Genomic DNA, 13,778 nt, shown 5'->3' on the forward strand with positions numbered 1-13,778 from the left:
GGCTCCCCAAGCTGGACTCGAACCAGCGACATACGGATTAACAGTCCGCCGTTCTACCAACTGAACTATTGGGGAATCACTGTATCACTAACTTTCATTCATATCCTAAAAGGATGGCTCCCCAAGCTGGACTCGAACCAGCGACATACGGATTAACAGTCCGCCGTTCTACCAACTGAACTATTGGGGAATGAATGATTGTCGGTGAAGACGGAGCGCATATTAAAGATTGGAGTGCTAACTGTCAACACTGTATTTATAAAAAAATTCCATTTGAGCAACACTTATACAATTCGACGTATAAATATGCGAAATAGCCCTTTATTATCCAAAATGTAATGGTTAACGATGTAAAAGACTTACACTCATCACTTTTTCTAGTATCTGGGGCATTACTATCGAACTTCGGCAACAGTTACCATTGTCGATCCGAGATCGGTGTTACGATGTTGCAGATTCGATAATCAGCGCATATATCATTGGCTATCTGAGCCTTAACAAGAACTATAGGCCATGCAATAGCTTTTTCTTTCTTCGCTGGTGTTAATCAGCGAAAGAGGGGGAAGGCTGCTTAAGCCACTAAGGAGGTTTGGTATTGGTTATCGTGTGTTTACAATAAATGTTCGAAATGTTGATGTCGGATGTAAAAATATTTTTTAGTGTTTTTTTTAGTTTTTTTTCTATATCCCTAATCCCTCACCCTATAAGGGGTTGGTGGGTTATCCACTAAAACTGTGGATAACTATGTTTATTAAATGTTTTAATGTGGGCTAATCCCAATGAAATAAGGGGTTTCACTAAGATTAGTTGAAAATTGAACAAAAAGTGAATTTATAATGTATTCAGCAGGTTAGCTCATGTCAATAATGTAACAAGAGATTTGTTCTAGCTGGTGATTTGTGAGGTGTAACTACTTGACAGTTTAAAAAAGGTAGGAATTAAAAGCGTTGGATAACTTATTCTATATCCTATTTAAATGAGTTTTATTATTATGTATGCCGTTAAACTAGATATAGTATAGCTTTGTTATAAGTCAAGGGGTTAAAGGTAAATAATTTTAGCTAGGTTGTATTACCACCACAGCTGATGAAAACATATTCTTTAACACTTTTTATTAGATGTTGCTTGTCACTTAGTTCATTGTCATTTCTCTTTCTGCTAGGATAATGCTCCCACTTTAACTAGCGTAAAATTCATGAACTCAACTGCACTATTAACGGCTCCAGTTAATTCGACTCTCAAAAGTATGACTGTTCCAATGACGTATGGATTAATTCTTATGATGTCATTTAATATCGTCGATACTTTTTTTGTTAGCATGCTGGGGACTACATCATTAGCTGCGTTTAGCTTTACTTTCCCTGTAACGTTTACATTAATTAGCCTCGCTATTGGAATGGGGGTAGGTGTTTCCGCAGTCGTAGCAAAAACATTAGGGCAAGATAATAAAGAATTAGCAAGGCAACATGCATCGGTTGCCTTGATTGTTTCTGCAATATTAATCTATGGCTTAGCCATGGTAGGTGTTTGGCTGCATGATGTGATATTTAGTGCGATGGGTGCTAGTACAAAAGAGATTGAATTGATCTCTCTCTATATGAGCCCTTGGTTGTTTGGTTGCTTAATTTTGATCATGCCAATGATTGGTAATTCGGTGATGCGTGCTTCAGGCGATACCAAAACCCCTGCAAAAGTGATGGGGATAGGGGCAATAATTAACGCAATTCTCGATCCTATTTTTATTTTTGGTGCTGGCCCGATTGAACCTATGGGGCTTCAAGGCGCGGCTATTGCGAGTATTTTAGCAAGTTTCGTATGTTGTGTTATTGTTTTTTATCGCTTGACCATCTCTTATCAAATGTTGGGGTGGGGCTACCGTCTCAACCAGGTGATTGACTCTAGTAAGAAATTATTAGCCATTGGCTTACCTGCAGCGGCTTCTAATATGATGACACCGATTTCATCGAGTATTTTAACTGCGATTGTTGCTACTTATGGGAGTGAAGCAGTGGCTGCATTTGGTGTAGGTGGAAGGATAGAGTCTTTTGCTGTTATCGTTGTGCTTGCTCTATCGATGTCTCTTCCGCCGTTTATAAGCCAAAACTTCGGGGCAGGGCATTATCAGCGTGTAAAGCAAGGCTACTTTTCTAGCATTAAATTTGTGATGTTATGGCAAGCGGCTATTTATTTGATTTTAGCTTTATCTTCGGGGTACATTGCCCGTTTATTTGCAACAGACCCACAAGTGATAGAAATTATTACCTTGTACCTCTTAATTATGCCACTGACTCACGGGTTTGCAGGAATCACTATTTTAAGTAACTCTTCGTTGAACGCATTGCATAAACCAATGATTTCCATTGGACTTAATATTATTCGTTTATTCATTTTGATGTTGCCTTTGGCTTTCTTTGGCGGTTATTTAGGTGAGGTTACAGGTTTAATTATTGGCGTTGCTATCGCTGGTGGCTTAACGGGACTCATTGCTTTTGTTATTATGAGGTTTCACTTGCATCAATTGGCAGGCAACACCAACTTATCATCACAATCCAATCATGATATAGCACTAGAGAACTCTAAATGACCTTTTCTTTAAATTCGGAATATCAACCAGCAGGCGATCAGCCAACCGCTATCGCACAGCTTTGTGATGGTCTTAATTCAGGGTTGGCTCATCAAACCCTACTGGGGGTTACTGGCTCTGGTAAAACTTATACAATGGCTAATGTAGTCGCTAAGTTAGGTCGACCAACGATGATACTAGCGCCAAATAAAACTTTAGCTGCGCAGCTTTACGCTGAGATGAAAGAGTTTTTTCCAGAGAATGCTGTTGAATATTTCGTATCTTATTACGATTATTATCAGCCTGAAGCCTATGTCCCTTCAACAGATACCTTTATTGAAAAGGATGCCGCGGTAAATGCGCATATTGAACAAATGCGGTTATCGGCAACCAAAGCGTTAATTGAGCGCCGAGACGTTGTGTTAATCGCTTCCGTTTCTGCCATTTACGGGTTAGGTGATCCTGAGTCATATATGAAAATGCTATTGCACTTTCGTCAGGGGGACATCATGGAGCAGCGTGCGATCTTGCGCCGCTTAGCAGAATTACAATACAAACGTAATGACATGGAGTTTGCTCGCGGAACATTTCGTGTGCGTGGTGAAGTGTTAGATATTTTTCCTGCAGATTCTGAGAAGTTAGCTGTGCGTGTCGAGATGTTTGATGATGAAGTCGAGCGTATTTCGTTATTTGATCCGCTTACAGGTACAGTTGACCGTCAAGTTGCTCGTTTTACTATCTACCCTAAAACCCATTATGTTACGCCAAGAGAGACTATATTAGGTGCAGTGGATAAAATAAAGGAAGAATTACGCGAACGCAAAGAGCAACTGCAATCCCTTAATAAATTGATTGAAGAGCAACGTGTTACAGAACGAGTTAGCTATGATATTGAGATGATGCTTGAGCTGGGTTATTGTTCAGGTGTAGAAAACTATTCTCGTTATTTATCGGGACGAGCGCCAGGAGAGCCACCACCGACACTCATCGATTATTTGCCCGATGATGGCTTGCTAATTATTGATGAGTCGCATGTGACTGTTCCGCAAATTGGCGCAATGTATAAAGGCGATCGCTCGCGTAAAGAAAACCTAGTGCAATATGGTTTCCGTTTGCCTTCTGCTCTTGATAATCGACCATTAAAATTCGAAGAATTTGAAGCGATTGCACCACAAACGGTTTATGTCTCGGCGACACCGAGTGATTATGAGCTTGATAAGTCAGGTGACGATGTTGCGCGTCAAGTGGTTAGGCCAACAGGTTTACTCGATCCTGAAATTGAGGTGAGGCCTGTTGCTACACAGGTTGACGATTTATATAGTGAAATTCAAATCAGGGTCGCAAAGGGAGAGCGTGTTTTAGCGACTACGTTGACCAAGCGGATGGCGGAAGATTTAGCAGAATACCTAGATGAACACGGTGTCAAAGCTCGTTACCTGCATTCTGATATTGACACTGTCGAGCGGATCGAAATTATACGTGATTTGCGTTTGGGTAAATTTGATGTACTAATCGGGATTAACTTATTGCGTGAAGGCTTAGATATGCCTGAAGTGTCTCTAGTGGCTATCTTAGATGCGGATAAAGAAGGTTTTCTGCGCTCAGAACGTTCATTAATTCAAACCATTGGACGCGCCGCGCGTAACCTTAATGGTAAGGCAATTCTTTACGGTGATCGTATCACTAAGTCGATGAAAAAAGCCATTGATGCCACTGAATCACGACGAGCATTACAACATGCGTTTAACATTGAACATGGCATTGTTCCGCAAGGTTTAAACAAGTCCGTTACTGATTATTTAGATGTTGGTGATGAAGAAATCTTGGCCGTTGCAGAAGAAACAGCGCAATATGCTAATACTTCAACGGCTGATCTTGCCAAGGAAATCAATAGCCTTGAGCATCAAATGTATGAGCACGCGCGTAATCTTGAGTTTGAAGATGCGGGTAAATTGCGTGATGAAATTGCTAAGCTTAACGATTTATTGCTAACGCGTTAAGCTTAATATGATTGAACTCTCTTTAATCGTTGAGAGAGTTCAATGGTCAAGAAAGAAATTATAGCAATGAGTGCACCAAAAAGGTGTGCGTCTGTTGCAACGTTGGCGTCAATTAACTCGCTCATCTTCACACTCGCACCATAGATACTTTCATAGACAACTTTAGCAATAACTGCCCCTAAAAGCACGTAACTGACTTTGTCTCCTGTCTTTATATCACTTAGGCAGCCATAAACAAATAAGCCATGAAGCACACCCGACAAGCCAACATAAAGCTCAATGTTAGGGCTGAATAAATATAAAGCGCAACCTAGTAAAGCGGCATTTGTTAACACGAAAAAACTAAACTTAAGAGGGGGGAAATGTGGGTTATACATATAGCTAAGAAATAATAATCCCACTAAGTTAAATAGTAAATGCCAATGGTTAGTGTGAAGAAAATTACCTGTTAGTAGTCTCCAATATTCCCCTTTAGCAATTAACTCTCGGTTAAACTCTAACTGCATGAGTACAGTGTCTTGAACAGCGTATAAAACTGCACATAGAACAGTGATGAGAACAGGCACAGCCCAAGAAGTAAGTGGTGTTTTTATCATGTTTGTATCATTTGTCACAAAGGAGATGTTTTCGTTAGTGTATCTCATCGTTATAATGACAACAAATCACAGAGCTAAGTCATAATTGAGAGCGTAATGAGTAAAAGAGCTAAGTGTTCACAATGTAATAAGGCACTTGTTGCCTGCTTTTGTCACACAATAACTAAGCAAAATAATGAGCTCAATGTCGTTATTTTACAGCACCCAAGTGAAGTTAAACATGCTAGAGGCACAGCAAAGATATTAGAATTATCTCTCTCTCACTGTCAAATATTAGTGGGTGAGGATTTCTCTGATGATCAGCAGTTTAAGCAACTATTCACAGCGTCGGATAAGAAGTTATTGCTATTGTATCCTGGTGATGAAACGATATCTCCGCAAGTATTATCTCAAGAAATAGCACAAACAGACCAACAGTTGAACGATTATGTTGTGATAGTCATTGATGGCAGTTGGAAGAAAGCGTACAAAATATTTTGTCTCAATCCAGTGTTAGCCGAGCTGACTCGAATAGGTATTGATGTTGATAATCAAAGTAACTATCGGATTCGAAAGTCGAGCCGTAGCGATAGTTTGTCGACTCTTGAAGCCTGTTATACACTGCTGTCTCAGGTCGAACAAAAAGATTACAGCTCTTTATTAACGAGCTTTGATTACATGGTTAATTTTCAACTAAACTCGATGCCCGAACAAGTTAAAAGACGTTATTAATAGGACGTTACCATGGTATGTTGGATTCGTTACATACCATGGGAAACTAACGTAATCTAATACGTTTGATTAGGCTTGAACTGGCGTGAGACCAAGTAAAGTGGTTGCTCATCGATTTGTTTAATATGGCGCTTAACGAGGTCCAAACCAACGGTTGCTACATAGTGTTGGAAATAGTGACGCTCAACTGGAATATATAGCGCGATACTTTGATGGTTATCTTTATCTCCCCAGGCGATCCAAACAAGCCCGACGGGCTTTTCATCACTGCCGCCCGTAGGGCCTGCAATCCCTGAGACTGCCACACCATAGTCTGCTTGGCTATGGCGTAGCGCGCCTTGCAGCATTTGCTCGACGACTGGCTGGCTCACTGCACCGTGTATAGATAAAACTTGCTGGTCTACGTCCAGCACTTGGTGCTTAATCTCATTGGAATAGGTTACAAACCCTGCACCAAAGACACTTGAAGAACCCGGCACAGACGTTAATTTTGATGCCATTAGCCCACCTGTACAAGATTCGGCGAAGGTAACACTTTGTTTCTTTCTATTTAACGTTTCAACTAATGACTGTTCAACTGTTGTTTTATCTGGGCCAATAATATGAGCGCCCAATAGTTCTTCTAGCTTTTGCTGCCAGCTTACTTTTGTTTGATGAGCACTTTTAGCATGAGAGGTGAGTTTTATTTCTACATAGGGGCGAGCAGCACGAAAGCCTAACTCTATGTCTGCTGGCCAATCGGGTAAATGCTTATCTACCAGACCCTGAATAGTTGATTCGCCAAGACCAAAGACTAAAAAACGGCTGACGTCAGTTGTATGTACTGAATCACTGTATTGACGAAGTTTGGGAATGATTTCATCATTAAGCATAGTTTTTAATTCGTGCGGCACTCCAGGGGTTGTAAAAACGATGCAGTTATTCAGTGTCAATGAAAAACCAACTGCGCTGCCGTTTTTATTGGCTAAGATATCACAGCCTTGGGGTAACATCGCTTGTTTTTTATTGGGGCCATCAAGCTCAAATCCACGTTTTTGACACCAGTGTTCAAGATGCGCAATAGCCTTGGGGTGACATGAAATAGGTAAATTAGCTGCATCGGCTAAAGCCTGTGCTGTCATATCGTCGACTGTTGGTCCAAGACCGCCGTTAATTATCAAAATGTCGGATCGCTGGCTTAAGTGAATGATTTCTTCGGTTAATAATTCTGTATCATCTTTTAAGGTGACGCGTCTCGCGACCTCTAAACCTAACTCGCCAAGCTGTTGTGCTATAAACGCTGAATTAGTGTCTACAACATCGCCCGAGACAAGTTCATTGCCCGTTAACAGCAGCTCTATCTTTAGTTTTTTCATTTATTTAATTATTCCAATTGCATCCTTTGACCATATTGCTTGACTGAGCCAATGGACTCAAGCCTATTTGTGACAATTTCCTACTGAAAGATGATTTTATCTTAAGCGATTAATGTAAATAGTGGTGGACTGTCAGGGCCAAAGGCGTACTATGAGCGAAATTTTGTTATTGGACAAACACTCATGGCACAGAAAGCGACCATTTATAAGGCTGATGTTAATATTGCGAATATGGATCACGGGATCTACTTAGATCAAAACTTAACTATTGCACAGCATCCATCGGAAACGATTCAGCGGATGATGTTAAGAATTGTGGCGTGGGCTATGTATGCTAATGAACGTTTGGTCTTTACTCGAGGGTTATGTGAAGAGGACGAACCCGAGTTATGGCAGAAGAATTTTAGTGATGACATTGAGTTGTGGATTGATTTAGGGTTACCTGATGAAAAGCGCTTAAAAAAAGCCAGCGTTCGAGCTCAAAAAGCCGTTCTATTTACCTATGGTAGCAATGCTGCAAGAGAATGGTGGAAGCAACATCAATCTATAGGTAAAAAATTTAGTAATTTAACGATTCATTTTGTTGATGATGCAATGATGGAAGCGTTAGCAGATTTAGTCAGTCGAACTATGCAATTGCAGTTTTCTATTAGCGACGGCCAAATCTGGCTAAGTTGTCAGGAGCAGTCAATTTTGCTGGAAGTGGATACATGGCAGGGTGAGCTATAATTCTTTATTGAGTGTGACTAGCACAGAGTGAGTCATTTGCGTTAGTCACCTTCTGTTATTTCCGGCACTTTGATTGGAAAAGTCATAGTACAGGTAATTCCTTCCCCTTGCTTACTATGACATTCTACAGTTCCCTTAAGTGACTGAGTTACTAATGTCTGCACAATGTGCATGCCTAAACCACTGCCACCTTCGCCACGTTTAGTGGTAAAGAAGGGCTCAAATATTTGTGCTAGTTTACTTTCACTGAGCCCTACCCCATTGTCGCGGTACTCTAAGCTAACGTTGTCATTAATCATCTTTCCAACGATAGTGATCAGTCCACCGTCTCTATCTTCAAATGCATGAATAAGGCTGTTATTCACTAAGTTAGTCACAATTTGTGAGATAGCGCCTGGGCGAGTATAAAGGTTGATTTGACTATCGCAGTCGATTTTTACCGTATGTGTGGTCTTTTTTATTCGAGGGGTTAGACTCAGAATAATTTCATCTAAGTATGCCTTGAGGTTGAATTCACGTGTTGCATCTGAGGTTTGATCGACAGCAACTTCTTTAAAGCTTTTAACTAAGTCAGCTGCTCGTGCCATATTAGTCAGGATAATTTGTGCACTCTGTTTAACGGTGTCAGTATACTTTTCTAATCGTGAACGGCTGAGTTGATTAGTCTCTAATAAGTGTTCAAGTTGCTTTGTTTCTTCTTCTAAGTGTGACCCCGCGGTAACCCCTATGCTTAACGGTGTGTTAACCTCATGGGCTGTGCTGGCAACGGTTTCCCCAAGTAGGACCATCTTTTCGCTCTCGATTAGTTGTTGTTGAGCTGACGTGAGGTTCGACTCACTTTGCATTAGCTCATTTGTTCGTTGTTTAACTAATTGTTCAAGACGGACTTTATGGCTTTTTAGCTCTTGATTACTCCGGGCCAGCTGCTGTGTGCGTTGTTGAAGTTGCTCTTGTTGCTCTAATCGCTCGGTAATATCAGTGATTGATGCCATATTCAGTGAGTCATTATTGATAGTTAGTTTGGCGATATCTAACTCTACAAAAAATTCTTGACCATTTTTCCTCAACCCTCGTAATAGCTTATTTCCATGTAATTGCTGAAACTCAATATACTTTTTCTTAAAAGATTCAACCTTTTTGGGGTGTGTATCTCGAGCGTCTTTGGGAAGTAATAATACTAACGGTTGGCCTATGATCTCTTCAGCATAGTAACCAAACATTCGCTCTGCTGCCTTATTAAATTGTACGATATGTTGTTGACTGTCAATTGTTACAATCGCTGTAGCCGTTAAGTCTAACAGGCTGAAATAGTGATCTTTACTTTGATTAAGCTCAGCAACCATTTCGTTTAGCTCAGCCCGTTGGTATTGATTAGTAAGAATAGTCTCTTTGAATTGAACTAATGCATCAACTAGTTTAGCAATTTCATAGTTACTCGATTTCGGCAGTTGGATATCAGTTTTTTGCTGAGTTAAATTGAAAAGTGCTTGGTTTATCGCCTCAAAATCCCTACTCATTAATTTGGCACCGTACCATGCAACCAACATCATAATGATAATGAGTAACACCGAGATAACAGCAATCAGTTCTTGATCAAAGAGGGTGCTATCAATTTTCTGCTGACTATTGCTAATATTAGACAAGTAAAAGTTTGATATATCTAAAAAGTTTGTGTTTAGTTGGTTAAAATGTTGATTGGTCGTTGCTAATTGACTGAACGCTAGAGGAGAGCCTTGACTCGCTATCTCGATCGTTAAAACAGCACTTTCGCGATACTTGGTGAAATTTTCTGTGGCTTGTTTTGAGATTGTTTGTCCACTACCCAACAATGGATGGTGTTTGCTTATTGTGTCGGTTAGTTTCTCTTCAATGTTGAATACATTATTTATAATGACTCTGCCGTCGATATAAAACTTTTTCTCATCAGCTGCTTGATATGAATCGGAAATTAACGTGCTTAAATTGACATGATTATTGATGAGCTGTGCTGATAATTGATTTATCTTACTAATATGGGGAAGATTGTCTTGGTTAATCTTAAAAAACAACTGACTGTGAGACGCAATGATTGAATTACTTGCGGAAAACAACAAAGCAAAAAGTACCGTTGCAATTGCAGGAATGAGGAGAAATCGATTTCTTAAACTGCCCAGTGAATAACTTTTCATGGTTTAGTTACTCAATTATCTCGACAGCTTGTTTAAGAGGGGAAGTATTATCATCGGTTTGCCATTGTTGTGGTGAAATATTACCAAGATGAGTTAATTTATCATTTACTACTTTAAAAATAACCATCATTGCATCATCTTCAGGCCAAATGCCTAAACTGTCGTAGAGGTTGCTAGTATGACCAACAAACATAATATTACTCTGCTGAGGCTGACTATGGAGCATTAAACTTTTTAGTTTCTGAGCGAGTAAATTGACGTTGTGTTGGTTTTGGTTGAACGAAAATGTGAGGTCATTACTGATAATAAAATTTTTATCCATCATCGCTGCGGTTTCTGTGCATTGACAATAGGGACTTGAATAAACGTGGCTAATTGGGATGTTTAATTGTGTTATACCACGCTTAATTCTTTGCAACTGGTTAATACCATTTTTTGAAAGGCGACGTTGACTAAGACAGTCAGAGTAAGGGTTATCTACGGACTGATAATTAGTTTTGCCATGACGCATATAAATAATGTTTCCACCACCTATTAACTGCTGTTTCAGACTGGCTATTTGGCTAGACGTCGCCATTACAGAGGGTACTAATAAACAACACGTCAAAATGAAGTTAACCATTAAGAATGTATATATTGAACGTCTCATGTTCACTTTTATATCCTTTCATGAACTTGGTGTGCAACGATAGAAATGGTAAAAACTCGTTTAATTATAGAAGCTCTATATACAATTACAACTCAAGTAAGTTGGTTATTTCTTTATATTTCTATTGGCTAAAGCAGCTGGATAACCCCGCTCTTTGGCCAAAGCAATGCCTATTGTAGTGATATTCTTATCAGTGATAGGGGACGTTAATGGGCTAATTGCGGGTATTAAATGATCGTCTAGAAATGACAGCTTTGTTAAATCATCAATAATGGCGTGTGCGGCGTCAATTGCTGATGAGGCTTTTACAATCTCACAACGGGCATAGTTTTTCTGGTTAAAGAATACCCCCGCCGCCCTTAAGCTGGGATCTTGCCCTGGAATTTGCTGAGCGCCAAATAATGGCTTACCACCAATATCAGCGGTGGCGAAGCTCGGGATAAAGTGCGCCATAAAGTCTATCGCGTTTTGACTTCGTTCTTTGATTAATTGCGGAGGCCATTGCTTAGTCAACTTATTAATAAAACGTGGCGCGAGCTGAGGCTGTGCTGAGTGTTTTGAATTTTTAACTAATCCTTGCTCAAATAAGGTGATGTCTTGGGTCATGCCATGGATTTGGAAATAACCACCGGGGTAGGGGGTTAATTGTGCCATACCGTTTGGTGTTCCTCGTTCGCCATAGAAAATGACTTCAGGCCATTGTCCCTGACATTGTGACCATTGCGTAACATAGGCTGCTTTAAACTCCACTAATCGCTCAACGGGTTGAGCAATATAATCATCGATAGTACCACTTTGGTAACCACACGCATTGATTATGTAATCGAATTGAGGGTGTGAAGTCACACCTTGCTGTTCAACTGTTAACTGCCATTGGCCATCGATGCGTTGAATATTCTTAACCTGACTTTGGGTTGCAATATGACAATTAGGCTGTGCTTCAAGGGCAATAGTTGCGGTGGCGGCCAAACGAAAAACACTGAGCCCATACTCTTGAACAATGATCAGTGGAAACTTTATTTGGTTAAAGTCGAGTGTTTTTGCAACCGGGATCAACCAATCTTGTAATGTATGCGGCTGGGCCGGCAGAGGCTTGGTGACCAATGCTTCAAGTTCGTCACGTTCAATTAAGGTATAATAATCTTCAGGTTCACCTAATACTTTATTTTCCGTATTTTGAACAACAAGTCGATGATATTCATCACGAAGCAACTGTAAACGAGGCAATAAGTGTTTTACTTCACCTGGGTCTCGTTGCGGTATAGCGATCACTGTCGGTCGATAATCAGCGCTGTGTTTATAAAGCTTTAGGGTATCAATAGATTGTCGTAAAAGAGTGAGGCATTGTTGTTGGTCTATCTCACGATAGAGGTTACCACCGGCATGGAGGTGGCAAATAGGTGGACCATTGACTAAACTAGGCCCTTGTTCAAGTAAAGTTACATCGAGCGGTTGGGCTGATAAATGAAGCGCAATGGTTGATCCTGCAACGCCTCCTCCAATAATACCTATGCGTGGTGGTGATTTTTTTGTAGAAACAGAGGATGATTGCGACATAACACTTAGCATGAACGAAAGAACTATGGTGTTAATTTTACTTAGCTTATTCCTATTGAGCAAGATTAATCGAACACTCCCTAAAATTATGAGCCCATGGTAGGCAAGGCTAGACGATGCAGCAGCGAACGATTCATTTTGGTGAGGATGAACAATCATATATTCAGACTCATAGTGGGTTTAAACCACCAGTAACGTTAATTCGAGACTACCTTAATCCAGCCCAGCAAGGGGCACTAAAAACAGAAGCGGCAACATTTGCTTTTAAGCAACCTCAAATTAAAATACGCGGTGAACTTCGAACCATCGCCTGTCGTCAAGTTTGGTTTGGTGATGAAGGGTGCGATTATGAGTACTCTTCATTATTGATTAATGCACAACCGTGGCCTAAGTATGCGAATAAACTAAAGCAAAAACTTCGCAATGATTTTGGTCTTTACTTCAATGGTGTGTTGGTTAACCAGTATCTTAATGGGAGGCAGCATGTCGGGTGGCATGATGATGACGAGCCGGAGCTAATTAGGAGCGCAACGATTGCTTCTATATCGGTTGGTGCTAGTCGGGACTTTTCATTGCGTCACAATAATAGCCGTGAAGTCGTGACAATCCCATTACATTCAGGTGATTTGTTATTAATGCATTCTCCTATGCAACAGCAATGGCAACATTGTTTACCTAAACGCTTAAAAGTTGAAGAGTCGAGATTAAACTTCACTTTTCGTCAACTGACGCCCTTTTTTCACCTTAAGTAGCTTGAGAGAATCTTGAAAAATAGTAAACGATTAAGTCAATTAGCCACTATGGTTAAATATCCGTACCCTCATATTTGGGATTGTTGTTGTGATCATGGTTTTTTGGGAATTGAACTATTAAAACAACAGCATAAAAAGGTGGGCGAAAGTGAACGCCAGTCAAATATCCATTTTGTCGATATAGTTCCGACCATTATGACGCAACTATCTGAAAAATTGTCGCGACATTTTCTACACCAGCCCTTGTGGCATGTTCACTGTCTTGATGTGGCTAGCCTTCCTCTCAGTGAGTATCCCGTTAGCGAACGTCATTTGATTATCATTGCTGGCGTTGGTGGTGAATTGACTCAATGGTTTGTCAAAGCGATAGTTGCTCAAAACCCACAACATCAACTAGAATTTTTGCTTTGCCCACTGCGGCAACATTATCAATTACGAAAAACACTAAGCGAGTTAGACCTCAGGCTAGTGGATGAACAATTGCTACAAGAGAATAAACGTTTTTATGAAATGATTCATGTTACTTCAGACCAAAATTATCCAGAAGTTAGTTTAGTTGGAAATAAGATGTGGCATGGTAGTGGAGCCGTTGGGCAAGCTTATTTGAGCAGAACACTCACACATTACCAAAAACAGCAGGGGCAATCACTTGCTGAAGTAAAGGCTTATCAGCAAGTGATTATTGACTAATGTTAACT

The 13,778-nt window shown here is 40.2% G+C and carries 11 protein-coding genes and 2 tRNA genes; 6 read left to right on the top strand and 7 right to left on the bottom strand.

The annotated features are described in order from the left end of the window. Positions 1 to 2: 2 nt before the first annotated feature. Positions 3 to 75, bottom strand: a tRNA-Asn gene (locus Q8W26_RS16305). A 39-nt stretch (positions 76 to 114) separates the two neighbouring features. Next, positions 115 to 190: transfer RNA gene (locus Q8W26_RS16310), tRNA-Asn, on the bottom strand. A 1,005-nt stretch (positions 191 to 1,195) separates the two neighbouring features. Between Q8W26_RS16310 and Q8W26_RS16315 the strand changes: the two genes are divergently transcribed. Then, a complete protein-coding gene (locus Q8W26_RS16315; protein WP_101215890.1) occupies positions 1,196 to 2,584 on the top strand; it encodes an MATE family efflux transporter in 1,389 nt (462 codons plus the stop codon). Beyond that, complete coding sequence (gene uvrB, locus Q8W26_RS16320) at positions 2,581 to 4,563, top strand: excinuclease ABC subunit UvrB (protein ID WP_101215889.1); 1,983 nt, start codon at positions 2,581 to 2,583, stop codon at positions 4,561 to 4,563. The genes Q8W26_RS16315 and uvrB overlap by 4 nt, the downstream gene beginning before the upstream one ends. A gap of 2 nt (positions 4,564 to 4,565) precedes the next feature. Here uvrB and rrtA read toward each other — a convergent pair whose 3' ends face one another. Continuing rightward, a complete protein-coding gene (gene rrtA / locus Q8W26_RS16325) occupies positions 4,566 to 5,159 on the bottom strand; it encodes a rhombosortase (protein ID WP_101215888.1) in 594 nt (197 codons plus the stop codon). Between the two features lie 96 nt (positions 5,160 to 5,255). Here rrtA and Q8W26_RS16330 point away from each other — a divergent pair, with 96 nt between their 5' ends. Beyond that, complete coding sequence (locus tag Q8W26_RS16330; RefSeq protein WP_101215887.1) at positions 5,256 to 5,870, top strand: tRNA-uridine aminocarboxypropyltransferase; 615 nt, start codon at positions 5,256 to 5,258, stop codon at positions 5,868 to 5,870. Positions 5,871 to 5,926: 56 nt separating this feature from the next. Here Q8W26_RS16330 and Q8W26_RS16335 read toward each other — a convergent pair whose 3' ends face one another. Next, the gene (locus Q8W26_RS16335; RefSeq protein ID WP_101215886.1) at positions 5,927 to 7,225 is read right to left on the bottom strand and encodes a CinA family nicotinamide mononucleotide deamidase-related protein; all 1,299 of its coding nucleotides are present in this window, start codon (positions 7,223 to 7,225) and stop codon (positions 5,927 to 5,929) included. Positions 7,226 to 7,408: 183 nt separating this feature from the next. Between Q8W26_RS16335 and Q8W26_RS16340 the strand changes: the two genes are divergently transcribed. Next, complete coding sequence (locus Q8W26_RS16340) at positions 7,409 to 7,954, top strand: YaeQ family protein (RefSeq protein ID WP_101215885.1); 546 nt, start codon at positions 7,409 to 7,411, stop codon at positions 7,952 to 7,954. A gap of 41 nt (positions 7,955 to 7,995) precedes the next feature. Here the strand turns inward: Q8W26_RS16340 and Q8W26_RS16345 are convergent, their stop codons facing one another. From Q8W26_RS16345 to Q8W26_RS16355, 3 genes are all read right to left on the bottom strand, one after another. After that, a complete protein-coding gene (locus tag Q8W26_RS16345) occupies positions 7,996 to 10,122 on the bottom strand; it encodes an ATP-binding protein (RefSeq protein ID WP_101215884.1) in 2,127 nt (708 codons plus the stop codon). Positions 10,123 to 10,129: 7 nt separating this feature from the next. After that, entirely contained in the window at positions 10,130 to 10,771 is a 642-nt protein-coding gene (locus Q8W26_RS16350) for a histidine phosphatase family protein (protein WP_153071544.1), read from the bottom strand. Between the two features lie 105 nt (positions 10,772 to 10,876). Further along, positions 10,877 to 12,328: an FAD-dependent oxidoreductase gene (locus Q8W26_RS16355; RefSeq protein ID WP_305473774.1), complete on the bottom strand. Its 1,452-nt coding sequence runs from the start codon at positions 12,326 to 12,328 to the stop codon at positions 10,877 to 10,879. Positions 12,329 to 12,444: 116 nt separating this feature from the next. Between Q8W26_RS16355 and Q8W26_RS16360 the strand changes: the two genes are divergently transcribed. Both Q8W26_RS16360 and Q8W26_RS16365 read left to right on the top strand, forming a co-directional pair. After that, positions 12,445 to 13,080 (top strand): alpha-ketoglutarate-dependent dioxygenase AlkB, encoded by a 636-nt coding sequence (locus Q8W26_RS16360; protein ID WP_101215881.1) that lies wholly within the window; start codon positions 12,445 to 12,447, stop codon positions 13,078 to 13,080. Between the two features lie 12 nt (positions 13,081 to 13,092). Next, a complete protein-coding gene (locus Q8W26_RS16365; RefSeq protein ID WP_305473775.1) occupies positions 13,093 to 13,770 on the top strand; it encodes a tRNA (adenine(22)-N(1))-methyltransferase TrmK in 678 nt (225 codons plus the stop codon). Positions 13,771 to 13,778: the final 8 nt, after the last annotated feature.

Source organism: Psychrobium sp. 1_MG-2023 (assembly GCF_030689115.1).
In the GTDB taxonomy this organism is placed as follows: Bacteria; Pseudomonadota; Gammaproteobacteria; order Enterobacterales; family Psychrobiaceae; genus Psychrobium.